This window comes from Sporosarcina sp. NCCP-2331, assembly GCF_023707945.1.
Taxonomy (GTDB): Bacteria; Bacillota; Bacilli; order Bacillales_A; family Planococcaceae; genus Sporosarcina; species Sporosarcina cascadiensis.
In genome coordinates this window covers 1-22,652 of the sequence record NZ_BRCD01000004.1, presented here as the reverse complement: position 1 = coordinate 22,652, position 22,652 = coordinate 1, and the positions used below count along the sequence as shown (strand labels likewise).

General features: G+C 44.2%; 25 protein-coding genes. 20 read left to right on the top strand and 5 right to left on the bottom strand.

Going from position 1 to position 22,652, the window contains the following annotated elements:
- Nucleotides 1-74 precede the first annotated feature (74 nt).
- The 6 genes from NCCP2331_RS03340 to NCCP2331_RS03315 all read left to right on the top strand — a co-directional run bounded on the left by NCCP2331_RS03340 (nucleotide 75) and on the right by NCCP2331_RS03315 (nucleotide 6,697).
- Nucleotides 75-1,325: a Y-family DNA polymerase gene (locus tag NCCP2331_RS03340; protein ID WP_251668499.1), complete on the top strand. Its 1,251-nt coding sequence runs from the start codon at nucleotides 75-77 to the stop codon at nucleotides 1,323-1,325.
- Nucleotides 1,326-1,444: 119 nt separating this feature from the next.
- Nucleotides 1,445-3,205 (top strand): ABC transporter ATP-binding protein, encoded by a 1,761-nt coding sequence (locus NCCP2331_RS03335; RefSeq protein ID WP_251668498.1) that lies wholly within the window; start codon nucleotides 1,445-1,447, stop codon nucleotides 3,203-3,205.
- Nucleotides 3,198-4,976, top strand: a complete 1,779-nt coding sequence (locus NCCP2331_RS03330; RefSeq protein ID WP_251668497.1) for an ABC transporter ATP-binding protein — start codon at nucleotides 3,198-3,200, stop codon at nucleotides 4,974-4,976. Before NCCP2331_RS03335 ends, NCCP2331_RS03330 begins: the two co-directional genes overlap by 8 nt.
- 136 nt (nucleotides 4,977-5,112) lie before the next feature.
- Entirely contained in the window at nucleotides 5,113-5,823 is a 711-nt protein-coding gene (locus NCCP2331_RS03325; RefSeq protein WP_153722413.1) for a cytochrome c biogenesis CcdA family protein, read from the top strand.
- A gap of 33 nt (nucleotides 5,824-5,856) precedes the next feature.
- On the top strand, nucleotides 5,857-6,189 hold the full coding sequence (locus NCCP2331_RS03320; protein WP_251668496.1) for a thioredoxin family protein: 333 nt from the start codon (nucleotides 5,857-5,859) through the stop codon (nucleotides 6,187-6,189).
- On the top strand, nucleotides 6,182-6,697 hold the full coding sequence (locus tag NCCP2331_RS03315; protein ID WP_251668495.1) for a CcdC family protein: 516 nt from the start codon (nucleotides 6,182-6,184) through the stop codon (nucleotides 6,695-6,697). The genes NCCP2331_RS03320 and NCCP2331_RS03315 overlap by 8 nt, the downstream gene beginning before the upstream one ends.
- A gap of 41 nt (nucleotides 6,698-6,738) precedes the next feature.
- Here NCCP2331_RS03315 and NCCP2331_RS03310 read toward each other — a convergent pair whose 3' ends face one another.
- Nucleotides 6,739-7,149 (bottom strand): DUF2621 domain-containing protein, encoded by a 411-nt coding sequence (locus tag NCCP2331_RS03310; RefSeq protein WP_153722416.1) that lies wholly within the window; start codon nucleotides 7,147-7,149, stop codon nucleotides 6,739-6,741.
- A 132-nt stretch (nucleotides 7,150-7,281) separates the two neighbouring features.
- Between NCCP2331_RS03310 and NCCP2331_RS03305 the strand changes: the two genes are divergently transcribed.
- From NCCP2331_RS03305 to NCCP2331_RS03285, 5 genes are all read left to right on the top strand, one after another.
- Nucleotides 7,282-7,506: a DUF1659 domain-containing protein gene (locus NCCP2331_RS03305; RefSeq protein ID WP_153722417.1), complete on the top strand. Its 225-nt coding sequence runs from the start codon at nucleotides 7,282-7,284 to the stop codon at nucleotides 7,504-7,506.
- A 23-nt stretch (nucleotides 7,507-7,529) separates the two neighbouring features.
- Nucleotides 7,530-7,748 carry a DUF2922 domain-containing protein gene (locus NCCP2331_RS03300; RefSeq protein WP_153722418.1) on the top strand — a complete coding sequence of 73 codons (219 nt, stop codon included), beginning with the start codon at nucleotides 7,530-7,532 and terminating at the stop codon, nucleotides 7,746-7,748.
- A gap of 67 nt (nucleotides 7,749-7,815) precedes the next feature.
- Nucleotides 7,816-7,944, top strand: coding sequence for a YvrJ family protein (locus tag NCCP2331_RS03295; protein WP_153722419.1), 129 nt, complete (start codon nucleotides 7,816-7,818; stop codon nucleotides 7,942-7,944).
- Between the two features lie 117 nt (nucleotides 7,945-8,061).
- Nucleotides 8,062-8,697 carry an SCO family protein gene (locus tag NCCP2331_RS03290; protein WP_285835508.1) on the top strand — a complete coding sequence of 212 codons (636 nt, stop codon included), beginning with the start codon at nucleotides 8,062-8,064 and terminating at the stop codon, nucleotides 8,695-8,697.
- A 20-nt stretch (nucleotides 8,698-8,717) separates the two neighbouring features.
- On the top strand, nucleotides 8,718-9,398 hold the full coding sequence (locus NCCP2331_RS03285) for a lytic transglycosylase domain-containing protein (RefSeq protein ID WP_251668494.1): 681 nt from the start codon (nucleotides 8,718-8,720) through the stop codon (nucleotides 9,396-9,398).
- 48 nt (nucleotides 9,399-9,446) lie between these two features.
- Here NCCP2331_RS03285 and NCCP2331_RS03280 read toward each other — a convergent pair whose 3' ends face one another.
- Both NCCP2331_RS03280 and NCCP2331_RS03275 read right to left on the bottom strand, forming a co-directional pair.
- Nucleotides 9,447-9,701: a GlsB/YeaQ/YmgE family stress response membrane protein gene (locus NCCP2331_RS03280; RefSeq protein WP_153722421.1), complete on the bottom strand. Its 255-nt coding sequence runs from the start codon at nucleotides 9,699-9,701 to the stop codon at nucleotides 9,447-9,449.
- Nucleotides 9,702-9,844: 143 nt separating this feature from the next.
- Nucleotides 9,845-10,393, bottom strand: a complete 549-nt coding sequence (locus NCCP2331_RS03275) for a cysteine hydrolase family protein (protein ID WP_251668493.1) — start codon at nucleotides 10,391-10,393, stop codon at nucleotides 9,845-9,847.
- 325 nt (nucleotides 10,394-10,718) lie between these two features.
- Between NCCP2331_RS03275 and acnA the strand changes: the two genes are divergently transcribed.
- The 3 genes from acnA (at nucleotide 10,719) to NCCP2331_RS03260 (ending at nucleotide 14,289) form a co-directional block, all read left to right on the top strand.
- A complete protein-coding gene (acnA, locus tag NCCP2331_RS03270; protein WP_153722423.1) occupies nucleotides 10,719-13,433 on the top strand; it encodes an aconitate hydratase AcnA in 2,715 nt (904 codons plus the stop codon).
- Nucleotides 13,434-13,549: 116 nt separating this feature from the next.
- Nucleotides 13,550-13,975 (top strand): acyl-CoA thioesterase, encoded by a 426-nt coding sequence (locus NCCP2331_RS03265; protein WP_251668492.1) that lies wholly within the window; start codon nucleotides 13,550-13,552, stop codon nucleotides 13,973-13,975.
- Nucleotides 13,975-14,289, top strand: coding sequence for a hypothetical protein (locus NCCP2331_RS03260; RefSeq protein ID WP_251668491.1), 315 nt, complete (start codon nucleotides 13,975-13,977; stop codon nucleotides 14,287-14,289). Before NCCP2331_RS03265 ends, NCCP2331_RS03260 begins: the two co-directional genes overlap by 1 nt.
- A 32-nt stretch (nucleotides 14,290-14,321) precedes the next feature.
- Here NCCP2331_RS03260 and NCCP2331_RS03255 read toward each other — a convergent pair whose 3' ends face one another.
- Both NCCP2331_RS03255 and plsY read right to left on the bottom strand, forming a co-directional pair.
- Nucleotides 14,322-14,618 carry a HesB/YadR/YfhF family protein gene (locus NCCP2331_RS03255; protein ID WP_251668489.1) on the bottom strand — a complete coding sequence of 99 codons (297 nt, stop codon included), beginning with the start codon at nucleotides 14,616-14,618 and terminating at the stop codon, nucleotides 14,322-14,324.
- Between the two features lie 30 nt (nucleotides 14,619-14,648).
- Nucleotides 14,649-15,251: a glycerol-3-phosphate 1-O-acyltransferase PlsY gene (gene plsY, locus NCCP2331_RS03250; protein WP_251668488.1), complete on the bottom strand. Its 603-nt coding sequence runs from the start codon at nucleotides 15,249-15,251 to the stop codon at nucleotides 14,649-14,651.
- Nucleotides 15,252-15,477: 226 nt separating this feature from the next.
- On the opposite strand from plsY, the gene parE reads away from it, so the two are divergent.
- From parE to NCCP2331_RS03220, 6 genes are all read left to right on the top strand, one after another.
- Nucleotides 15,478-17,493, top strand: a complete 2,016-nt coding sequence (gene parE, locus NCCP2331_RS03245; RefSeq protein WP_228551084.1) for a DNA topoisomerase IV subunit B — start codon at nucleotides 15,478-15,480, stop codon at nucleotides 17,491-17,493.
- Nucleotides 17,490-19,916: a DNA topoisomerase IV subunit A gene (gene parC / locus NCCP2331_RS03240; RefSeq protein ID WP_251668487.1), complete on the top strand. Its 2,427-nt coding sequence runs from the start codon at nucleotides 17,490-17,492 to the stop codon at nucleotides 19,914-19,916. The genes parE and parC overlap by 4 nt, the downstream gene beginning before the upstream one ends.
- Nucleotides 19,917-20,060: 144 nt before the next feature.
- The gene (locus NCCP2331_RS03235; protein ID WP_251668486.1) at nucleotides 20,061-21,104 is read left to right on the top strand and encodes a S66 family peptidase; all 1,044 of its coding nucleotides are present in this window, start codon (nucleotides 20,061-20,063) and stop codon (nucleotides 21,102-21,104) included.
- 22 nt (nucleotides 21,105-21,126) lie between these two features.
- Entirely contained in the window at nucleotides 21,127-21,606 is a 480-nt protein-coding gene (locus NCCP2331_RS03230; RefSeq protein ID WP_251668485.1) for a hypothetical protein, read from the top strand.
- 249 nt (nucleotides 21,607-21,855) lie between these two features.
- Entirely contained in the window at nucleotides 21,856-22,092 is a 237-nt protein-coding gene (locus tag NCCP2331_RS03225; RefSeq protein ID WP_153722430.1) for an ATP-dependent Lon protease, read from the top strand.
- A gap of 56 nt (nucleotides 22,093-22,148) precedes the next feature.
- Nucleotides 22,149-22,652, top strand: a 504-nt coding sequence (locus NCCP2331_RS03220) for a GNAT family N-acetyltransferase (protein ID WP_251668484.1), incomplete at its 3' end; no start/stop codon positions are given.

Below are 22,652 nucleotides of genomic sequence, written 5' to 3'. Positions count from 1 at the left end.
CATTGATTGAACATCATGATGGTGGGTATAATACAACGAAAGGAACACTTGTTCTTTCGGAGGGTGAAGGCCATATGGAGCAATTACCGAATAAACAAATCGCCTGTCTCGATATGCGCAGTTTTTATGCAAGCTGCGCGGCAGCTATTGAAGGGCTTGACGTAATGGAAACCCCGATTGCGATTATCGGCAACATCGAACGCAAGGGAGGCGTTGTCCTGGCTGCTTCACCGCCGCTCAAAAAACAGTTCGGCATCAAGACAGGCATGCGGCTGTATGAAATTCCGAATGATCCGAGCATCCAGCTGATCGAACCGAAAATGCAATTTTACATTGATGTCTCGATGGAGCTGACAAAGCTGCTGAACCGCTATGTGCCGAAAGAAGCGATTCATGTATACAGTATTGATGAAAGTTTTGTCGATTTTACAGGGACGGAAAAGTTATGGGGCCCCTTAGAAAATCTGATTGACCGGATACAGGATGAACTGTACCGGCAGTTTCAGCTGCGTTCTGCCTGCGGAGTAGGGCCGAATATGCTGCTGTCGAAACTGGCGCTTGATCTGGAAGCGAAGAAAACAGGAGTGGCATACTGGACGTACGAGGATGTACCAGAGAAACTGTGGCCGATTGCGCCGCTTCGTAATATGTGGGGGATTGGACGGAGGCTAGAACGGACGCTTGAGGATATGGGGGTGTATTCAGTCGGTGATTTGGCGCACACACCGCTCGATCATCTTGAGAAGAAGTTTGGCGTCATGGGAAATCAGCTGTATTATCATGCGCACGGTATTGATTATTCGGAGCTCGGCTCGGTATTGATCGAAGGACAGATCAGCTATGGGAAAGGCCAGACATTGCTGCGCGATTACATAACAATGGACGAAATTTTAACGGTGGTGCTCGAAATGTGTGAGGATACGGCAATGCGCACACGGCTGGCGGGCAAGAAAGGGAGGACGGTCCAGCTCTCTTTCGGCTACTCAAAACATGCACTCGGCGGTGGATTTAACCGGAGAAAAACGCTGACGGAAGCAACAGATCAAACTATGATTGTTTACCGCACCTGTATGGAACTGATAGAAATCCATCACGACGGCCGGCCGGTCCGCCACATTTCTGTCAGTCTTGCCAATCTCGAAGAATCTTACGGTCTGCAGCTCAGTCTGTTTGAACCGTCGAACTGGAAACAGCAGCAAATCGGACGTGTAATGGATGAACTGCGGATGAAATATGGCTCAGCCTCCATTCTGCGTGCTGTCTCTGTTACGTCAGGAGGAACTGCTTACCGCAGGAATCAATTGATTGGCGGTCATTATAAATGATGCAGGCTGTTTGAATTATTTCAGAAACCGAAAAATTGCATTTCCGGAACTTTCGGTATAGCAAGCAGTCTGATAAAATCAAATAGAAACTAGGCCGTCTTACGCAAGGAGGAACAAATATGAAAGTGTTAGTTGATTTGGGCTGGTTTTTTAAAGAACGGAAAAAGCAGTATATTATCGGGGTGACTGCCTTAATGCTCGTTGCGGTACTGCAGCTTGCACCTCCGAAAATCATTGGAATGATTGTCGATGCTGTGGCAGAAGGAACGCTCACTGCGGGCATGCTGAAGCGATGGATGATTATTCTGGCGGCGGCAGGCGTCTTGATGTACATGGGCCGTTATTTATGGCGAGTGATGATCTTTGGTTCTGCCGTTTATCTGGCACGAACAATGAGAGAGCGCTTATTCCAGCATTTTACCCGTATGTCTCCCTCGTTTTATCAGCGCAGGAGAGTCGGGGATCTGATGGCGCACGCGACTAACGACATCAGTGCTGTACAGCAGACGGCAGGTATGGGAATCTTGACGCTTGCCGATTCAGTGTCGACCGGCGGGTTTGTCATTTTGACAATGGCATTGACGATCAGCTGGAAATTGACGCTGATTGCATTGATCCCGATTCCGTTCATGGTTATTCTGACAAGTTATTACGGACGGTTGCTGCGCCGGCGTTTTATGGTTGCCCAAGAAGCCTTCTCGGATTTAAATGACAAGACGCAGGAAAGTATTTCAGGCATCAAAGTACTGAAAACATTCGGTCAGCAAAAAAAAGATATTAAAGCGTTTACCGAACGTTCAGAAAAAGTAGTGCAAAAAAATATGCGGGTTGCTAAAATCGATGCATTATTTGATCCGACGATTGCCTTGATTTTTGCGGTGTCTTATATTTTGGCGTTTGTCTTCGGCACCCGTTTCATCATAGCCGGCGACTTGAAGATTGGTGAACTGATTGCATTTATTTCATATCTCGGACTTTTAACATGGCCGATGTTTGCCATAGGTTTCTTATTTAATATCGTGGAGCGCGGGAATGCTTCTTACAGCAGAATACAAGACTTGCTGTCGGTAGAGCAGGAAATTCAGGACCGGCCCGGCGCGGTTGATGAGCTGCCTCAAGGAGATATTGTATTTGATATTGGCACCTTTACGTTTCCTGACGATACGGAGTCGGCATTACGGGATATTCACTTTACATTAAAGCAGGGTGAGACACTCGGCATAGTGGGAAGGACAGGATCAGGGAAAACCGCTATTCTGAAATTGCTCATGCGTGAATTCGAAGGGTATACGGGCTCAATTACGTATGGCGGAATACCGATCACGCGGTATAAGAAAGAAAGTCTGCGGCAGGCGATCGGCTATGTTCCGCAAGATCATTTCCTCTTCTCTACAACGCTGGGTGAGAATATCGCTTTTACAAATCCTGCCATTGATCAGCAGGAAATTGTGGCGGCTGCAAAAGCGGCACATATTCATGAAGATATTCTGGCGTTCGCCGATGGGTATGAAACGATGGTCGGAGAACGCGGCGTGTCGCTGTCAGGCGGACAAAGACAACGAATCTCAATCGCGCGTGCGCTGCTGATGAATCCGGAGCTGCTGCTTCTGGATGACTCGCTCTCAGCAGTCGATGCCAGAACAGAAGAGGCTATTCTGCATTCATTAAAAGAGCAGCGGACAGGTAAGACGACTGTCATCACATCACATCGTCTGAGCGCGATTCAACATGCACATCAGATTATTGTGATGGAAGAAGGAAAAGTGGCAGAAATAGGAGATCATCAAAGCTTGCTGAAGAAGCAGGGAATCTACAAAGAGATGTACGAACTGCAGCAGCTTGAGTCGATTGTGGAGCAAGGAGGCGAGACATATGAATAAGCAGGTGAATCTGTCAGCCAAAGACCAGCTGAAAACATTTATGCGACTGGCGCGTTATGTACTGCCATTTAAACGAAGTGCATTCATTGCGATGGTTCTGCTGATGATTACAGTTACGGCAACAGTTGTCGGTCCGCTGATCATCCAGCTATTTATCGATGACTATGTCGTGCCGCGTGAATTTCCTGCACGGCAGGTCTGGATCATTGCGATTGCTTATGTGGGACTGCAGCTGGTAAACGTCATTGCGCTGTATTTTGAAACGCTGCGTTTCCAGGAACTTGCGCTGTCGATTATCCAGCAATTACGAATTGACGTATTTACGAAAGTACAGAAAATGGGACTACGTTATTTTGATCAGACACCTGCGGGCGGCATCGTTTCACGGGTAACGAATGATACGGAGTCGATCAAGGAAATGTTTGACAATGTGGCGGTAACCTTTCTGCAGGCGATTTTCGGTCTGATAGGTGTTTACATTGCGCTGTTTTCATTAGATGCAAGATTGGCACTTTATACATTGGTGCTGTTGCCGCTGTTCCTGGTGATTGTATCGGTATACCGTTATTACAGTGCGGATTTTTATCAGGATATTCGCGAACGGCTCAGTCAGCTGAACGCGAAAATTTCCGAGTCACTTTCAGGAATGGGAATGATTCAGGCATTTCGTCAGGAAAAGCGGCTGTCTGATGAATTCATTGAGGTCAATGAAGGGCATTATCGTGCAGGGATGCGAAACATCAAGTTCGACAGTCTGCTGCTTGGACCGTTTATCGATTTGCTGTATACCGCCACGGTCATTGCAGCGCTCAGTTACTTTGGTGTGACATCTTTGACGACTGCGGTGGATGTTGGGATTATCTATGCGTTTACTGCGCTGCTTACTCGGTTGTTTCAGCCGGTTCAGCAAGTGATGCAGCGGATGTCCATGTTCCAGCAGGCAATCGTTTCGGCATCACGAGTTTTCGCGTTAATTGATGATCCGCAGCTGGAGCCTGTCCAAACGGCCGGAACAAATGAAAAAATAACGGACGGTAAGATCGAATTTCGCAATATAACATTCAGTTATGATGGAAGGAACGAAGTGCTGAAAAATATTTCCTTTACTGCAAATGCCGGCGAAACAGTCGCACTTGTCGGCCATACAGGGAGCGGGAAGAGTTCTATCATTAACCTGTTTATGCGTTTCTATGAATATGAGCAGGGCGAAATCCTGATAGACGGCGTTTCATTGAAAGAGTATTCAATGGAAGAGTTGCGAACGAAAGTTGGATTGGTTCTGCAGGATCCTTTTATGTTCTACGGGGATATCGCGAGCAACATCAGGCTGCATAATTCCGCGCTGACTGACCGGGATGTCAGGGAAGCAGCTGAATTTGTACAGGCGGACCGTTTCATTGAGGAGTTTCCGGAAGGCTATCAGCACAAAGTGTCAGAAAGAGGTTCTACATTTTCGAGCGGCCAGCGTCAGCTGATTGCATTTGCACGGACTATGGCCATGCAGCCGAAGATTTTAGTGCTCGACGAAGCGACAGCGAATATTGATACGGAAACGGAAGTGGCGATTCAGTCAAGCTTGGCGAAAATGCGGGAAGGCCGCACGACGATTGCGATTGCTCACAGACTCAGTACCATACAGGATGCTGAACTGATTCTCGTATTGCATCACGGTGAAATTGTTGAAAAAGGGACACATCTTGAATTGCTGACAAGAAAAGGATTGTATTATACGATGTATGAACTGCAAAACGGTGTACAGGAGAATAGCTGATAGATTGTCAAAAAGATTTCACAAACAAATGAAGCGTAATCTATAGACAGTTTTGGTACGATAGAGTGGGAAAGTTGACAGAACAGAAATGATCTGTCAGCTTTCTACTATTCCTGATCATGAAGGAGGAATTACTTTGGGGGCGGATGTTAATATATTCTTTGCGTTCGGAGCAGGTTTTTTAAGTTTCATCTCTCCTTGCGTGCTGCCACTATACCCGGCCTTTATATCGTATATCACCGGTATGTCACTGGATGATTTGGGTGATAAGTCAAAAGGAATGAGCCGTACCGGTATTTTACATACGCTGTTCTTTTTACTTGGGTTCTCTGTAGTATTCGTTATTCTGGGATTCAGTACATCGTTCATTGGCTCGATTTTCTTACAGTATCAAGATTTAATCCGTCAGCTTGGCGCGATTTTCATTGTGATTTTTGGTCTGATGACAATCGGATTATTCAAACCGGAATTTTTGATGAAAGAGAAAAAATTGCAATTTAAAAACCGTCCGGCAGGTTATTTCGGTACAGCGCTGATCGGACTTGCTTTCTCGGCAGGGTGGCAGCCGTGTATGGGACCCATAATCGGTGCGATCATCTACCTGGCGGCTACGAACCCGGCTTCGAGTATGCTGTATATGATGCTCTACGTGCTCGGCTTTGCGATTCCATTCTTCTTCCTGTCATTCTTCATCACAAGAATCAGCTGGATCCGCAGACACAGCATGACGATCACTAAGGCAGGCGGATATTTGATGATTGTATTTGGTATTGTGCTGTTCTTTAACGGCATGGTCTATTTCACTAGTCTGCTCAGCCCGATTTTCGGTGATTTCCAGGGCTTCTAATGAAAAAGTAACCAAACAGAAGAGAGGTGCAGTATGCAGGAGATTCATTCATTTAATGAGTGGCAATCCCTATTGAACAGCTCCAAGCAATTTCTGTTGTTTGTAAAAACCGATCATTGTTCTGTTTGTGAAGGACTTTATCCGCAAGTGGCGGCACTCGGGGAATCCTATGCATTTCCGTTTTACCGCGTGAATGCCGCGGAAGTTCCTGAACTTGCAGGCCAGCTCGGACTCTTTACAGCCCCTGTTGTGTTATTGTTCCATCAGCAAAGGGAAATGGCGCGTTTTGCACGGATCGTTCCAATGAATGATTTGACAAGGCGGCTGGATGATCTGGAAGAGTGGGGGAAAGCAGAAGATGAGTAAGCCGCAAGATTTAGTCGATTATATTTTCACAAGCATTCCGCCGGTCTATCTGATTATCGGTTCGACAGTAATTTTTCTTGTAATGACAACATTTGTTTATACGATGCGGGCGAAAGCATCGAATAAGCCGATACAGGTTAAGAAAATAATTTTGCCGCCGCTATTCATGTCGACCGGGATGCTGATGTTCTTGTTTGACGAGTTTCAGGTTCCCTGGACACAGGTTCTCGAAGCGAGTCTCGTCGGATTAATCTTCTCGGCTTTCTTAATCAAAACAACGAAGTTCGAAATGAAGGAAGATGGGATTTACTTACAGAAGTCTAAAGCTTTCCTTATTATTTTGTTCAGTCTGCTGATTTTGCGGATGATTGGTAAAATCGTACTCAGCAACTCAATTGATGTGGGCGAGCTTGGCGGAATGTTCTTCATTCTGGCATTCTCCATGATTCTGCCTTGGCGGATTGGGATGCTCGTGAAATATAAGAAACTCGAAAAAAACATAAAATAAAAGCAATCTGTCCTTTTATGGGCAGATTGCTTTTTCACTTATCAGCCGAATAAATGTTCATACGGCTGCATGTCGACATCCATTTCATTCAGCTTTTTGCGAAGAAAGTTGTGATCCCGCTTAGGTGTCGCGAGAATATATCCTTTAATAATATGGTCAAATTCAATTGTTTTTGCGCGGTCTTCCAATGCGATCTGTCCAATTTTTGAAGCGATTTTCTGCTTCGCTACATCACGGAATAATTCAGGTACCGGCGTAACCAGTTCATTTAACATTCCTTTAGCTTCGGGGTTCCATAAATGCAGTGATTTGTTGACATAATGCTCTTCCCAGTCCAATGTCGATTTGCCGTCTTCTTTCGGAAAGACTTTCAGGAACTTTCGGAACATGAAAAATCCGCCGATACCGAATAAACCGATCATTACAATGCCCCAGAATAAGATAAACCACATAAATAGGTCCTGCACAGTTATTCACCTCTTCCATTCTACTCTCCATTATAGAATCATTTGAAAAATATTTCACTAACAAAGTATCCTTTTTGATCTTTCACTCTATATAGAGGGTGAAAGGAGGTGATACACATGGCAGCTACACTGGAATTCAATTCTGCAGCCGGCAAGATTCACTTCAATGCTGGAACGAATGAAAAGGGCAGCATCATCCGCAAGGTCAAGACGTACAAGAATCTCAATAGCCAGTCTTCAGCAGACAGCCTGCATATTGCATTGACTCAATTAGCTTCTTTATCAAGCTACTTGCTGATCAAAGTTGAGAAGGTCGTAACAGAAGAAATACAAAATGACTAAGGAAGAAAAGGAGGAACGGGAAAATGGCAAAAGTATTGGAATTGAACTTTTTGACGGCAGCTGAAGAACCGGTGAAATTGACTGTGGAGGCTCCAAGAGACAATGTAACAGCGGAACAAGTGGAATCAGCTATGCAGCAAGTGATCAACAGCGGAGTATTTGTTGTAGAAGATTCTCCGTTGGCACAAATTAAAAGTGCACGGATTGTAGAGCGGGATACGCAGGTTCTACTGACACGTTAATAGCAGGAGCCGGCATTCTACGGAATGCCGGCTTTTTTACATCCAAAGAAGAAAGGAGGAGACGCAAATGGAGCATTGGCTGCAACTCATTCAGGACGTGGGATTTCCGATATTCGTATCGTTTTACCTGCTGCACAGGCTTGAAGTAAAGCTTGAAGCAATCCATGAAGTTCTCTCCGATATAAAAAATCGCTGAACTTCATGAGAACTTCACGAAACCGTCAATGTTTAGCCAAATAGGAACAGACCTCCGCCTTGTTTGATAAAGGAACTTTCGATATGATGAAGTGACTATTACAAGGTGGAGGAATCAATGATGAAGAAAAAGTTTTTGGTGCTGCTGACACTCATATTTGTGCTCGTGCTGAGTGCGTGCGGCGGTGGATTTAAGCCTGATCACAAGTACAAAGTGGAACCATTTGAATTTACCAATCAAGATCATGAAAAAGTGTCGAATGAAGATTTGAAAGGCGAAGTATGGCTGGCACAGTTTATTTTCACAGTTTGTGAAGATGCGTGCCCGCCGATGATGAGCAATATGTTCACGCTGCAAAAGAAATTGCAGGAAAAAAATGTGGAGGATTACAAAGTAGTGGCCTTCAGCATTGATCCTGAAACGGATACGCCGGAAGCTTTAAAAGATTATATGGAAGCATTTGTTGCGCTTACGGACAATGATAAGAAGGAACTCGGAGTTGACGATCAGCATCTGCGTGATAAATGGGAGCTGCTCACAGGCTATGATATGAAAACGATCGAGAAGCTGGCGGCGTCTTCATTCAAACAAGTCGTGAAAGAAATTCCGAACAGTAACCAAGTGCTGCACAGTGTTTCATTTGGCCTGGTGAATCAGGATGGGGAAGTCGTAAAATTATATGACGGGCGAGATGATGTTCCTTATGATACAATCGTAAAAGACATGAAAGCGCTGATTAAAGAAGGCAACTAAGATGAGGAAGAGGTGAGGCAATGAAGAAAAAAAAGGTCAATCGGTCAATTCGTATAAAAATCGCCTTCTTGATCTTTTTAATACCCGTTGCCGTCACCGTCTTCACGATTGCTGCAATCCTTTGGACAAGTATTGAAAATAATGACGTCATCAGGAAATCTGCATCGACTCTGTTAAGTATGCAGGAGAGGCAGACCGGTACCGCAATCCCGGAGGAATATATTCCGATTTACATCGCCGCGGGCAAAGAATACGGTATTCCTTGGACACTGCTCGCAGCACATCATCGGATTGAGACGCGATTTTCCACTATGAATACAGATGTATCGCCGGCAGGTGCAGAAGGTCCAATGCAGTTTATGCCCTGTACATTTGTTGGCTGGGGTTATCCGGGCTGCAAAGAACTTGGGAAGGGAAGTATCCCGGAAAAAGATAAAACCGATCCTGCAGTCATTAAAAAATATGGCGGTTACGGGGTTGATGCAAACGGAGACGGAATCGCGGACCCATTTAATATTGAAGACGCGATATTCAGTGCGGCGAACTATCTGTCCAAAAGCGGAGCGGCAGACGGTCAGATAGAAAAAGCTATCTTCCATTATAATCACAGTGAAACGTATGTAGAAGATGTGCTCTGGTTTTTTAATGAATTTGAAGAGCAGCGTAAAGCGAATGAAATGGAAATACAAGCAGCAAAATAAAAAAGTGGAGCTTCCAATTAAGGAAGACTCCACTTTTTATGTCTAAATTTACGATGCTCTGCGCATACTCTTCATAATCAGACTGACGATAAAGACAAGTACGATCGCCCCGATTAATGCTGGTAAAAAGTAGAAACTGGAGATCTGCGGACCCCATTCACCTAACAATGCACCACCGATCCATGCACCGACAATACCTGCAATAATGTTACCAATAATGCCGCCTGGAATATCTCTGCCTACAATAAGTCCAGCTAACCAACCAATGACGCCTCCGATAATTAAGAACCAAAGAAAACTCATGCTGTTCATCTCCTTTAAGAATTTGTGTGTATCTCTTGCTTAGTATTTGTATTACCATTTTTTTAATACATGAAACCTTTTTTATCCTGAAGATGAAAATAAAAAAAGTTCAGACAGTTTGTTTACTGCTGAACTTTGGGCTGTTAATTAGGCAAAACAGTAGCGCCGAGAGTGTTCTGGAAGTGAGACAGTGCCCAGTTATGGCCTGCCGGATTAAAGCTTGCAACACCGCCTTGATGGATGAAAATTTTATACCCTTTATTGTAGGCATCCACTGCAGTATGTAAAATACAGATATCTGTACAGACGCCTGTCAGATGAATTTCCGTAATGCCGCGTGCGCGCAGCTGAATATCTAAATCAGTGCCGGCAAATGCACTGTATCTTGTCTTATCCATCCCGATAATTTTTTGCTCGTGCGCTTTGTAAAGATCATTCATTTTGCCGTAGAGATTTCTTCCTGCTGTTCCCCGGATATTATGAAGAGGGAACAGGGCGTTTTCAGGATGGTATGGATCGTCTTTTTCATGAAGATCATTTATGACGAAAACGGGCTGCTGCTGTTTGAGGAAATCCTCTGTTAACTGTACGATATAGTCTTCAAGCGCAATCCCTGGCTCGCCGCAAGTCAGTGCTCCGTCGATTGCCACGAAATCTACTGTGTAATCTACAACCAATAATGCTTTATTCAATTTTATCAGCTCCTTACTAGTATTCTGGCATAGTGGCGGCTGAATATCCAGACATGTGTAAAGACAGTGAGGAAAAAACCCTTTTAAAAGACAGAATTTGTATGATAGGTATCAGAAAGGAAATTCTTCCTAGTGTATTGCCGTCTATTTGAGAATCGGAATAACTAATTGAGAATACTTAATGATAATTGATTTAGTCATTGGTTTTTCTTATATCAACCTATAATTTATATGTATTTTACTAATCTTCTTTGCTATACTATGATGGAGTAGAGGAAAGATGTGTATTTATTATCTTTCAGTACATAAAGGAGGAGACCAAATCATGGCAAAAAGCAATTTACACAACAGCCGTCAGTCTTTCAAGGTGAATGGAAAGACATATAACTATTACCGCCTAAAAGCTTTAGAAGAAGCAGGCCTTTCAAACATTTCGAAACTTCCTTATTCAGTGAGAGTATTGCTGGAATCAGTTCTTCGTCAGCACGACGGATACGTAATCAAAGATGAGCACGTAGAAGACCTGGCAAAATGGGGCACTGTACAGAACGCAGATGCTGAAGTGCCGTTCAAACCTTCCCGCGTTATCCTTCAGGACTTTACAGGTGTTCCTGTTGTAGTCGACCTTGCGTCATTACGTTCAGCAATGAAGGAACAAGGCGGAGATCCTAATAAGATCAACCCAGAAATTCCAGTGGACCTGGTTATTGACCACTCCGTACAGGTAGACAGCTACGGCACGCCGCAGGCTCTTCAAATGAATATGGAGCTTGAATTCGAGCGTAACGCTGAGCGTTATCAATTCTTGAGCTGGGCTCAAAAAGCATATGACAACTACCGTGCAGTACCGCCTGCAACGGGTATCGTTCACCAAGTAAACTTGGAGTACCTTGCAAATGTTGTTCACGCTGTTGAAAGTGAAGACGGCACATTCGAAACATACCCTGATACATTGGTGGGAACTGACTCCCACACAACGATGATCAACGGTATCGGAGTACTTGGATGGGGCGTCGGCGGGATTGAAGCTGAAGCAGGAATGCTTGGACAGCCTTCTTATTTCCCAATTCCTGAAGTAATCGGTGTTAAATTAGTTGGAGACCTTCCGGACGGAACGACTGCAACTGACTTGGCATTGAAAGTTACTGAAACACTTCGTGCACAAGGCGTAGTAGGGAAATTCGTTGAGTTCTTCGGACCAGGCGTATCTAAACTGCCACTTGCCGACCGCGCGACAATCGCTAACATGGCGCCTGAATATGGTGCTACTTGCGGATTCTTCCCGGTTGATGAAGAAGCATTGAACTATATGCGCTTAACAGGCCGCGATGAAAACCATATCGCTGTAACGAAGCAATATTTGATCGAAAATGATATGTTCTTCACACCTGAAAAGGAAGAGCCGACATTCACAAAAGTGGTTGAAATCAACCTAAGTGATATCGCTGCAAACCTTTCAGGTCCTAAGCGTCCGCAAGACTTGATTCCATTGACTGAAATGCAACAGTCTTTCAAAGACGCAGTTGTTGCTCCAGAAGGGACTCAAGGCTTCGGTCTTACACCAAAAGAGCTTGAGAAAAAAGGCACAATCAAGTTTGAAGACGGCCGCAAGGTTGACCTGAAAACGGGCGATGTGGCTATCGCAGCGATTACTTCTTGTACAAACACTTCAAACCCTTACGTAATGTTAGCGGCTGGATTGGTTGCGAAGAAAGCTGTAGAAAAAGGACTTACGCCTCCTGCTTATGTGAAAACTTCATTGGCACCAGGTTCAAAAGTCGTAACAGGCTACTTGAATGATTCTGGTTTGTCTGAGTACTTGGACAAAATCGGGTTCAACACAGTAGGTTACGGATGTACTACATGTATCGGTAACTCCGGTCCATTACTTCCGGAAATCGAAAAAACAATCGGTGACGAAGATCTTCTAGTAACGTCTGTCCTTTCAGGTAACCGTAACTTTGAAGGCCGCGTACACCCATTCGTTAAAGCGAACTACTTGGCTTCACCTCCATTGGTTGTTGCGTATGCGCTGGCTGGAACGGTGAACATCGACTTCGCTAAAGATGCGATTGGACAGGATAAAGATGGAAACGACGTATTCTTCAAAGACATTTGGCCTTCTACTCAAGAAGTCAATGATGTTTTGAACGCTACAGTTACTCCTGAATTGTTCCGTAAAGAATATGCCCGCGTATTCACTGAAAACGAAGCTTGGAATGCAATTGAAACGACTGACGATTCTCTATACGATTTCGATGAGTCTTCAACTTACATCCAAAATCCTCCGTTCTTCGAAAACCTTTCGAAAGAACCAACGGATATCGAACAGCTAAAAGGCCTGCGTGTAATCGGTAAGTTCGGTGATTCCATCACGACTGACCATATTTCACCTGCCGGAGCAATTGGTTTGAATACACCTGCAGGAATCTACTTGCGCGAAAACGGCGTAGAGCCGCGTAACTTTAACTCTTATGGTTCACGCCGTGGTAACCACGAAGTCATGATGCGCGGAACGTTTGCGAATATCCGTATTCGTAACCAAATCGCAGCAGGCACTGAAGGTGGATTCACTACGTATTGGCCAAACAAAGAAGTTATGCCGATCTATGATGCGGCTATGAAGTATCAGCAGGACGGAACAGGTCTCGCAATTCTTGGCGGTAAAGACTACGGAATGGGATCTTCTCGTGACTGGGCAGCAAAAGGCACGAACTTGCTGGGAATCAAAACAGTTATCGTAGAAAGCTTCGAGCGTATCCACCGTTCTAACCTAGTGATGATGGGTGTACTTCCGCTGCAATTCATCAATGGTGAGAACGTTGAATCTCTAGGCTTGACTGGTGAGGAAGAAATCTGTGTCAATATCGCTGAAGGCGTAAAACCACGTTCAATCCTTAAAGTTATAGCAAAAGCTCCGGACGGCAAGGAAACTGAATTTGAAGTGCTTGCACGTTTCGACTCTGAAGTGGAGATCGATTACTACCGTCACGGCGGAATCCTGCAAATGGTTCTTCGCGACAAGTTGAAAACAAACTGATAATACTATAAGAAAGAGATGTCCGACTCCGTTGGACATCTTTTTTCTATGTTTGAAATGCTATAGCAAGCAAAGTCATTTTTCGTTCGCTATACTGGATAATGAGGTGAAGAAAAATGTTTACAAGTGAAAAAGAAATTGAGGTTCGTTATGCAGAAACCGATCAAATGGGTGTCGTTTACCACGCGAACTATTTAGTTTGGATGGAAATTGGTCGGACATCACTTATTCAGGATCTAGGGTTTCATTATGCGCAGCTGGAGAAGGACGGTTATTTGTCGCCTGTTACCGAGCTGTCTGTGAAGTATAAGACATCGATTACATATGGAGAGACCATCTCTGTGCGGACATGGGTAGAATCGCACGGCAGACTGCGTACGGTCTATGGTTACGAAATTCTGCATGCCGACGGAGTGGTAGCAGCGTCAGCTGTATCTGAACATGTTTTAGTAAAAAAAGGCAGTTTCCGTCCTGTTTCATTAAGCAAAATCGATCCGCAATGGGATGCGAAATATGCAGAGATTCAGCGAAGTGAAAACTGATGGCTTTCGGTATTAAGCGACAGGAACTGCAAGCTTGGAAAGAGGCGGTAAGCCGGGGAGAAATCGCGTTTTTGACGCATTACTGGCTTGATGACCGGTTTCCCGGTGTCAATACTGTCACAAAGGCAGGATGTTGTGATATAGAGAAACTGATCAGTTGGGGAAGACAATATGGCTTGCGTCCTGAATGGATGCATGCAAGAGAGAAATATCCGCATTTTGACCTGCTGGGAGAGCGGCAAATGGAGATATTGAAGGCAGAACAGCGTCTCGAGCAGTTGCTTCGATTTAAAAACGGCAAGAATAACCTGTAAGTTATTCTTGCCGTTTAATATGTCCTATTATGTCAGGAATTCTTACTGTATGAAAAAGCTAATTCTTCGCTCGCGGGGTCAGTATCCACTTGCAAGTCATGATTATCAAAAAACCATATATCACGTTCTTCAATATAAAAATGAACACCATCCATAACGGTTTCCACCGCTATTTCATCAGGTATTTCTTTCGTAATGCCTAAGGAAAAGCCTTCATGAAGGGGACTTGATCCGCCATAACGTGCAAAAAACTTTACATAATCACCTGGTGAAGCTTCCATTTCATCTTTAAACCAGTGTTCTGCATTTTCGGATATGTTGATATTCAAGAAGTAAAACGCCCTTTCTCCCAAAGCAGCCTATAGCCACTTTATTTTTGGTTCTGTTCCCTCTTTTATACGGTTAATATTGGCTCTGTGCCTATAAAAAATGAAAAAGCCCATCAGCGAAATTACCAGGAATAAGTATAAGTCGCCTGTTAGTAAATAATAAATCAGACAGTACACAGGCCCAAGCACTGAAACGATGATGGAAGTTAAAGAGACCATCTTCGTCAGCTTCAATGCGATTAGAAACGTAAGGACGACCAAAATGAAAATTGGCCAATTATATCCAAGTAAAACACCGCCGGAAGTAGCTACCGCTTTCCCGCCTCTGAGGTTTGCGAAAAGAGGGAAGATGTGACCGAGAACTGCCGCAATCCCGAGTATCAGCGGATGAATTGTATTGTCGTGAAAGTAAGGAAGCAGCGGCAATAGCACTGCTGCAGTCCCTTTAAAAATATCGAGAAGAGTAACGATGATTCCTGCTTTTTTCCCCAATACACGAAACGTATTAGTTGCACCCATATTTCCGCTTCCATGCTCTCTGACGTCTGTTTGATAAAATAGTTTCCCGATCCATAATGCAGACGGGATCGAACCAAGCAGGTAGGCCGCCAGAATGATTAGATAAGTTTCCATAATGAACCCCTTTTGCATGATTACTTGTTTGCATTAAGTTTAGCAGAAGAGTAAGTTTGGAACAATAACTGATTTACACAGGCCATAGCAAAGCCTGTTATTCGAAATGTCGGAAGCTGTCGTTCATTAGGTTGTCATCTTTTCTGCATTGCAATCCTGAGATTTCTTCTATACAATAAGTTGACTGCATGAAAACGTTGATTTGACAGCTTTTATTAGAAGAGGTATGATTAAATTAAGAGAACATTTGTTTGACGGGGGTTTCATTTTGGCGAAGGAAAAAATTCAAAACACATATGATGATAGTTCCATTCAAATTTTAGAAGGTTTAGAAGCCGTACGCAAAAGACCGGGTATGTATATTGGTTCGACGGATACCCGCGGGCTGCATCACTTGGTTTATGAAATAGTGGATAACTCTGTAGATGAGGCATTAGCAGGCTTCGGATCAGAGATTGATGTAACCATTCATTCAGACGGCAGTGTCAGTGTCCGGGATTTCGGACGGGGCATGCCAACAGGAAAGCACCAGTCAGGAAAACCGACAGCAGAAGTCATTTTGACTGTATTGCATGCAGGCGGAAAGTTTGGACAGGGCGGATATAAGACATCCGGCGGTCTGCATGGTGTAGGTGCATCTGTGGTCAACGCCTTATCAGAATGGCTCGAAGTGACGATTTTCCGTGACGGCAAGAAATTCCGGCAGCGTTTTGAGAACGGCGGACATCCGGCTACGACGCTTGAGCAGATCGGCACAACGAAAGAAACAGGTACAATCATTCATTTCAAACCGGACCGCACAATCTTTTCAACGATTAAATATCAATACGATACGCTGGCTGAAAGATTGCGTGAATCTGCGTTTCTATTGAAAGGCTTAAAGATTGTTCTGCAAGAAGAAGGTACCGATAAAAAAGACGTTTTTCATTATGAATCAGGTATCGAAGCATTTATTGAGTATTTGAACGAAGAGAAGGACGTCCTGCATGATGTGGCGTATCTGGAAGGTGAAAATGACGGCATAGAGGTCGAATTTGCTTTCCAATTCAGCGACGGCTATGCAGAAACGATTCTTTCATTCGTCAACAATGTACGGACGAGAGACGGCGGAACGCATGAAACCGGGGCGAAAGCAGCAATGACACGTGTTGTGAATGAATATGCACGAAAAGCAGGTCTGCTGAAGGAAAAAGATAAGAACTTGGACGGAGCGGATATCAGGGAAGGAATCGCTGCAATTGTTTCCGTTCGTATTCCTGAAGAAATCTTGCAGTTTGAAGGACAGACGAAAGGCAAACTTGGTACGAGTGAAGCGCGTACTGTGACCGATGCGGTGGTTTCTCAAAAATTACTGTATTTCTTGGAGGAAAACGCGGAATTAAGTGCAAACCTTGTACGTAAAGCCATTCGTGCCCACCAGGCGCGTGAAGCGGCGCGAAAAGCAAGAGAAGATGCGCGTTCCGGTAAAAAAAGACGGAAATCAGATACTTTGCTGTCCGGGAAACTGACTCCGGCTCAATCACGAAATGCCGCGAAAAACGAATTATATCTGGTGGAGGGTGACTCTGCCGGAGGATCTGCCAAGCAGGGACGTGACCGTACATTCCAGGCGATTTTGCCATTGCGGGGTAAAGTGATCAATACGGAAAAAGCCAAGCTCGAAGACATCATGAAAAATGAAGAGATTAATACGATCATTCATGCAATCGGGGCAGGCGTCGGCGCAGATTTCCAAATTGAAAATGCCGCATATGATAAAATCATCATCATGACGGATGCGGATACAGACGGTGCACATATTCAAGTGCTGCTGCTGACATTCTTTTACCGCTATATGAAACCTTTGATTGAGGCTGGAAAAGTGTATATCGCACTGCCGCCGCTGTTTAAAGTGTTTAAGGGTTCCGGAAAGAGTGAAAAGCTTGCGTATGCCTGGACTGAAGACGATTTAGACGCCGCCATGAAAAAGATCGGCAAAGGCTATATGCTCCAACGCTATAAAGGTCTCGGCGAGATGAACGCCGATCAATTATGGGAAACGACGATGAACCCGGAAACGCGCACCTTGATTCGCGTAACGATTGAAGATGGTGCGAAATCAGAGCGCCGTGTGACGACACTGATGGGCGATAAAGTTGAACCGCGCCGAAGATGGATCGAAGAAAATGTCGATTTCGGCTTAATTGAAGAACATAATATTTTAGACAATGCATTTATACATGTTGAGGGGGATATGGAATGACCCATTCAGAAACTTTTCAAGATCTTCCCTTAGAAGAAGTGATTGGCGACCGATTTGGGCGTTACAGTAAGTACATCATTCAGGACCGCGCAATTCCGGACGCTCGTGACGGTTTAAAACCGGTTCAGCGCCGGATTTTGTATGCGATGTTCCATGAAGGAAATACGCATGAAAAAGCGTTCCGTAAGGCAGCTAAAACAGTTGGTAACGTGATCGGTAACTACCATCCGCACGGAGATACGTCTGTCTATGATGCAATGGTGCGGATGAGCCAATCCTGGAAACTGCGACACGAAATGATTGATATGCACGGAAACAACGGGTCGGTCGACGGGGACTCTGCAGCTGCGATGCGTTATACAGAAGCCCGCTTATCCGCGATCGCCAGTGAGATGCTGCGCGATATTCGTAAAGAAACGGTCGATTTTGCACCGAACTTTGATGATACGGAACTCGAGCCGACCGTATTGCCTGGTCGTTTTCCGAACCTTTTAGTCAACGGAGCAACGGGAATTTCAGCAGGATATGCAACGGACATCCCGCCTCACGCTCTTCATGAGGTGATCGATGCCGTTTTGATGCGCCTAAAAAAACCTGATGTCAGTGTTGAAGAATTGATGACGGTTATTCCCGGCCCGGATTTTCCAACGGGAGCCATTATTCAAGGAACCGACGGCATCAAAACGGCTTATAAAACGGGTAAGGGACGCTTCATTATTCGTGCAAAATGGGAAACAGAGCAGTTAAAAGCCGGTAAATCCCAAATTGTCATTACGGAAATCCCGTATGATGTAAATAAAGCGAATCTGGTCAAAAAAATGGATGAGCTGCGTCATGACCGCAGACTTGATGCGATCGCGGAAATTCGCGATGAATCCGACCGTACAGGCATGCGAATTGTTGTAGAGCTGAAAAAGGACATGGACAGCCATGCGATCATGCAATATTTGCTCAAAAATACTGATCTGCAGATTACGTATAATTTCAATATGATCGCCATTGCAGGCAGACGGCCGATGCTGATGTCTCTGCCGATGCTGCTTGACGCATATATTGATCATCAGAAAGACGTCATCACACGACGTTCTAATTTCGATATCCGCAAGGCCAAAGACCGTCTGCATATCGTCGACGGCTTAATGCATGCCTTGTCCATTCTCGATGAAGTGATTAAGACAATTCGTGCTTCAAAAGACAAAAAAGATGCAAAACAGAACTTGATTTCAGCGTATGAATTTACGGAAGTACAGGCAGAAGCGATCGTTTCGTTGCAGTTATACCGCCTGACTAATACTGATATTACAGAATTGAAACAGGAAGAAGCGGAACTGCGTAAACTGATTGCCGAGCTTGAGGAAATTCTGGCAAGCGAGTCGAAATTAATCGCTGTGCTAGTGAAAGAAATCAAAGCCATCCGTAAGCAGTTTGCCGAACCTCGCCGTTCTGTCATTGTTGAAAAGATAGAAGAGCTGAAAGTAGATATGGATATTTTAATTCCAAGCGAGGAAGTCATGGTATCTGTGACGAAAGGCGGCTATATTAAACGTACGAGTATGCGTTCTTATTCTGCGTCCAATGGTGTGGGACAGGAAATGAAAGAATCCGATTATTATTTATTGGAGTCTGCGATGAATACGCAGCATCATCTCCTGCTGTTCACTTCATTGGGTAATTACATCTATCAGCCTGTCCACGAGCTTCCTGACATACGCTGGCGTGATTTAGGTCAGCATGTATCGAGTATTGTGAGCCTTGAGCCAAACGAAGAACTGGTGGACGTGATCAGTCTCGAAAAATTTGACGAAAACTTGAGCGTTTTAACTGCGGCCTCAAACGGCAATGTGAAATTGTCCAAGCTGACAGATTTCCAAGTGCAGCGTTATAACCGTTCATTCAAAGCAATGAATGTGAAAAAAGGCGAGACACTGGCCGGAGCGCAGATCGCAGCGGGTAATGAAGAGATCTTGTTAGTGAGCAAACAGGCTTATGCTTTGCGTTTCAGCTTAACTGAATTATCGATCACCGGTATACGTACAGGCGGTGTAAAAGGCATCAATTTGAAGCCGGAAGATGAACTGGCAGCGTTTATTGTAGTGACGGAGAAAACGAAAAATATTTTCTTAGCAACCCAGCGCGGTTCAGTAAAACGAATGAATGTAGCAGAATTCGAAACGGCTGCCAGGGCGTTAAGAGGCGTCACGGTCCTTAAAGAACTGAAAACCAATCCGTATCATATTGTAGATGCAATAACGGTGAATGAAGACGAGCAGTTTATATTGCTGACAGCAAAGGATCAAAAGATAGAAATCGATCCAATGTCGCTGAAGAACACGAATCGGCAGTCTACCGGTAGCGCAGTTGTCAATGAAGCGAAAGACGGGCAGATTGTCCATGTGGCAGTTGTCAAAAAAGATGTTAAATAGGAAGTATGAGACGGATTGCGGCCCTCAAAGGCTTGCAGTCCGTTTTTTGATACAGAGACGGTTGTGTAATCTTATGAAAAGTGAAATAATTGAACGAAGTATTATAGTGAAAACGCGTTCTGCAATGAAAGGAAGGAAATTCTTATGCTGATTAAACCAAAAAAACTGCAGCCTGGCGATCGTGTAGCAACAGTCAGTACGTCGTGGGGAGGCGCCGGTGAACCCAATCTGCGCTGGCGCTATGAACAGGGAGTCAAAAGACTGGAGGACGTGTTCGGGCTGGAAGTGGTGCCGATGCCAAACAGTTTAAAAGGCGCAGATTATCTTTATGATTCGCCTCAGGCCCGTGCTGAAGATTTGATGACGGCATTTGAAGATGACAGCATCAAAGGGATTATCGCCAATATCGGAGGGGAAGACAGCATCCGCCTGCTGCCGTATATTGATTTCAACGTGATGCGTGAACATCCAAAGGTTCTCATGGGTTACTCGGATGTGACGATTTCCCATTTATTCTGCCTGAAAGCAGGTATTTCCTCATTTTACGGCCCGGCAATCCTGACCGATTTTGCTGAAAATATCGAAATGGATCCTTACACAGTGGAAATGGTGAACCGGACTCTCTTCTCGAATGAAATCATCGGTGAAATCCAGCCGGGATATGAATGGACAAGTGAACGTCTGGAATGGATCGAAGAGAATAAAGGGAAACAGCGGACGATGCGGAAAAATGCCGGTTATGAAGTGCTTCAAGGTTCAGGCACAGCTCAAGGACGTTTAATAGGCGGCTGCATTGAAGTGCTGGAGTTTGCCAAGGGAACCGCGCTTTGGCCGGAAAACAAGCATTGGGACAATAGCATACTATTTTTTGAAACTTCGGAAGAAAAGCCGGATCCACAGATGATCAGGTATTGGCTGCGTAATTATGCAACGCAAGGCATCCTGCATAAAGCAAACGGGATCATTTTCGGCAAACCGCAGGATGAGAAGTACTACGAGGAATATAAAAGAGAAATTCGCTCTGTCATGAAAGAATATGATCTGGAAGAACTGCCGATCCTGTATAATCTGAATTTCGGACATACTGAGCCTAAGTTCATTTTGCCGTATGGCGCCCTGGCTGAGATAGACTGCGAGCAGGGAACTTTTATGATCTTGGAAAGCGGTACGGAAGAATTTGATCTGTAGGAGAAGAGAAGGGCGGAGATCCATGCTTGCAATGTTCATTATATATGTGATCATCATTCCACTCTGCACGCTGCTGCATGAGGTGGGGCATGGGCTTGGTGTCCTGGCAACATCCAAGTCACCTGTACATATTTATTTAGGGAGAAAAAAAGACAATAAGGAAAACTTTAGACTGGGAAGGATGCACTTCCATATTATCTGGTCTTACACCGGTTTTGCCTACTGGGACGGTAAGCTGAACAAGATGCAAAGGATAGCAGCTTTAGCAGGCGGGCCCCTTATATCTTTATTGCTTGGCGTTATATTTGGAAGCATGGCTTGGGTATGGCCGCATACTGATATCAGGTCATTACTGTGGGGGATATCCATATATACTATGTTCCAGTTTATCTGCACTGTCATTCCTGTGACGTATCCCCGCTGGATGGGAGCGTATCATGGCTTTGAGTCGGATGGACTGCAGCTATGGAAATTATATAAAGAGCAACGAATAAATAGCTAGTAACTGATCGAAAAGAGAGTTGAGAGTAGTAACGATCGTTTGTAGAGGCGATTTTATCAGCACCAGACATGTGGAAAGAGCGATCCCTGTGAAGCATATCATTTTTGAATTGACCTCTATTAACCTTTCTTTTTAAATTATTTTGGCAACACTGTTTATGATTCCTAAAATCTCGAAATTTTATTTTCAATATTTTCGATCCATTCAATATATTCTTGAAAGTCTGTTTACTTAGTGAGGGAGGATGTTATGAAGTTAGTAGGGTGTATTTTATTTGCCGGGCTTTTAGGTATTTTAGTTTACTTTGGACCTATTGGCTGGTATATGTTATATGCAATTATTGTCGGAGTAATTTTCAGAGCATTTATCTTATTGCGGGATCTACATAAACATTTAGTGCCAGTAGATATTAATGATGGAGTAAAAGATGCTTATGAGAGATATTTACTGGAGAGAGAAGAACGCGAAAAAGCTAGTAATGAATGACGATTTTGCAATACTGCATACAAAAGAGCAGATTATCTAATGGGAGGAGATAATTATTGGATATCTCAATTGAAAAGTTAAAAAGCACGGACCAAAAAAATCTATATGCATTTGAACTGGAAAACCGGGCCTTTTTCGAGGAAATGGTTCTTTCCCGCGGAAATGATTATTATAAACCTGAAATTTTTAGAAGCAGGCATCGAGCCCTGCTTGCAGAACAGAGCGAAGGGATTTCCTATTTTTATTTAATTAAAGACCAAGAAGGCACTATTCTCGGCAGGATCAATCTAGTTGATATAAACAAAAACAGTAAAACTGGTCATCTGGGCTATAGAGTAGGACAGCAGCATACCGGAAAAGGCATTGCCAAAACAGCCTTGCAATTGCTTTTAGAAAAAGTAAGTGAACTGGGCATCAAACAAATTTTGGCGAAAACAACAAGTAATAATACAGCTTCTCAAAAAGTGTTAAAGAAAAATGGATTTACACAAATGGAAGATAGTAATGATGAATTTGAAATGAATGGTTTGAAGTTAAAGTTTGTTAGTTATTCTTGGACT

What these genes read in the sequence shown, in the direction of transcription:
- NCCP2331_RS03225 (WP_153722430.1), top strand. Translation starts at nt 21,856, where the DNA reads ATGAAGTTAGTAGGGTGTATTTTATTTGCCGGGCTTTTAGGTATTTTA.
- NCCP2331_RS03235 (WP_251668486.1), top strand. Translation starts at nt 20,061, where the DNA reads ATGCTGATTAAACCAAAAAAACTGCAGCCTGGCGATCGTGTAGCAACA.
- NCCP2331_RS03310 (WP_153722416.1), bottom strand. Translation starts at nt 7,149, where the DNA reads ATGTGGTTTATCTTATTCTGGGGCATTGTAATGATCGGTTTATTCGGT.
- NCCP2331_RS03320 (WP_251668496.1), top strand. Translation starts at nt 5,857, where the DNA reads ATGCAGGAGATTCATTCATTTAATGAGTGGCAATCCCTATTGAACAGC.
- parE (WP_228551084.1), top strand. Translation starts at nt 15,478, where the DNA reads ATGATTAAATTAAGAGAACATTTGTTTGACGGGGGTTTCATTTTGGCG.
- NCCP2331_RS03305 (WP_153722417.1), top strand. Translation starts at nt 7,282, where the DNA reads ATGGCAGCTACACTGGAATTCAATTCTGCAGCCGGCAAGATTCACTTC.
- plsY (WP_251668488.1), bottom strand. Translation starts at nt 15,251, where the DNA reads ATGGAAACTTATCTAATCATTCTGGCGGCCTACCTGCTTGGTTCGATC.
- NCCP2331_RS03340 (WP_251668499.1), top strand. Translation starts at nt 75, where the DNA reads ATGGAGCAATTACCGAATAAACAAATCGCCTGTCTCGATATGCGCAGT.
- acnA (WP_153722423.1), top strand. Translation starts at nt 10,719, where the DNA reads ATGGCAAAAAGCAATTTACACAACAGCCGTCAGTCTTTCAAGGTGAAT.
- NCCP2331_RS03230 (WP_251668485.1), top strand. Translation starts at nt 21,127, where the DNA reads ATGCTTGCAATGTTCATTATATATGTGATCATCATTCCACTCTGCACG.
- NCCP2331_RS03280 (WP_153722421.1), bottom strand. Translation starts at nt 9,701, where the DNA reads ATGAGTTTTCTTTGGTTCTTAATTATCGGAGGCGTCATTGGTTGGTTA.
- NCCP2331_RS03290 (WP_285835508.1), top strand. Translation starts at nt 8,062, where the DNA reads ATGATGAAGAAAAAGTTTTTGGTGCTGCTGACACTCATATTTGTGCTC.
- parC (WP_251668487.1), top strand. Translation starts at nt 17,490, where the DNA reads ATGACCCATTCAGAAACTTTTCAAGATCTTCCCTTAGAAGAAGTGATT.
- NCCP2331_RS03265 (WP_251668492.1), top strand. Translation starts at nt 13,550, where the DNA reads ATGTTTACAAGTGAAAAAGAAATTGAGGTTCGTTATGCAGAAACCGAT.
- NCCP2331_RS03330 (WP_251668497.1), top strand. Translation starts at nt 3,198, where the DNA reads ATGAATAAGCAGGTGAATCTGTCAGCCAAAGACCAGCTGAAAACATTT.
- NCCP2331_RS03300 (WP_153722418.1), top strand. Translation starts at nt 7,530, where the DNA reads ATGGCAAAAGTATTGGAATTGAACTTTTTGACGGCAGCTGAAGAACCG.
- NCCP2331_RS03335 (WP_251668498.1), top strand. Translation starts at nt 1,445, where the DNA reads ATGAAAGTGTTAGTTGATTTGGGCTGGTTTTTTAAAGAACGGAAAAAG.
- NCCP2331_RS03295 (WP_153722419.1), top strand. Translation starts at nt 7,816, where the DNA reads ATGGAGCATTGGCTGCAACTCATTCAGGACGTGGGATTTCCGATATTC.
- NCCP2331_RS03260 (WP_251668491.1), top strand. Translation starts at nt 13,975, where the DNA reads ATGGCTTTCGGTATTAAGCGACAGGAACTGCAAGCTTGGAAAGAGGCG.
- NCCP2331_RS03315 (WP_251668495.1), top strand. Translation starts at nt 6,182, where the DNA reads ATGAGTAAGCCGCAAGATTTAGTCGATTATATTTTCACAAGCATTCCG.
- NCCP2331_RS03285 (WP_251668494.1), top strand. Translation starts at nt 8,718, where the DNA reads ATGAAGAAAAAAAAGGTCAATCGGTCAATTCGTATAAAAATCGCCTTC.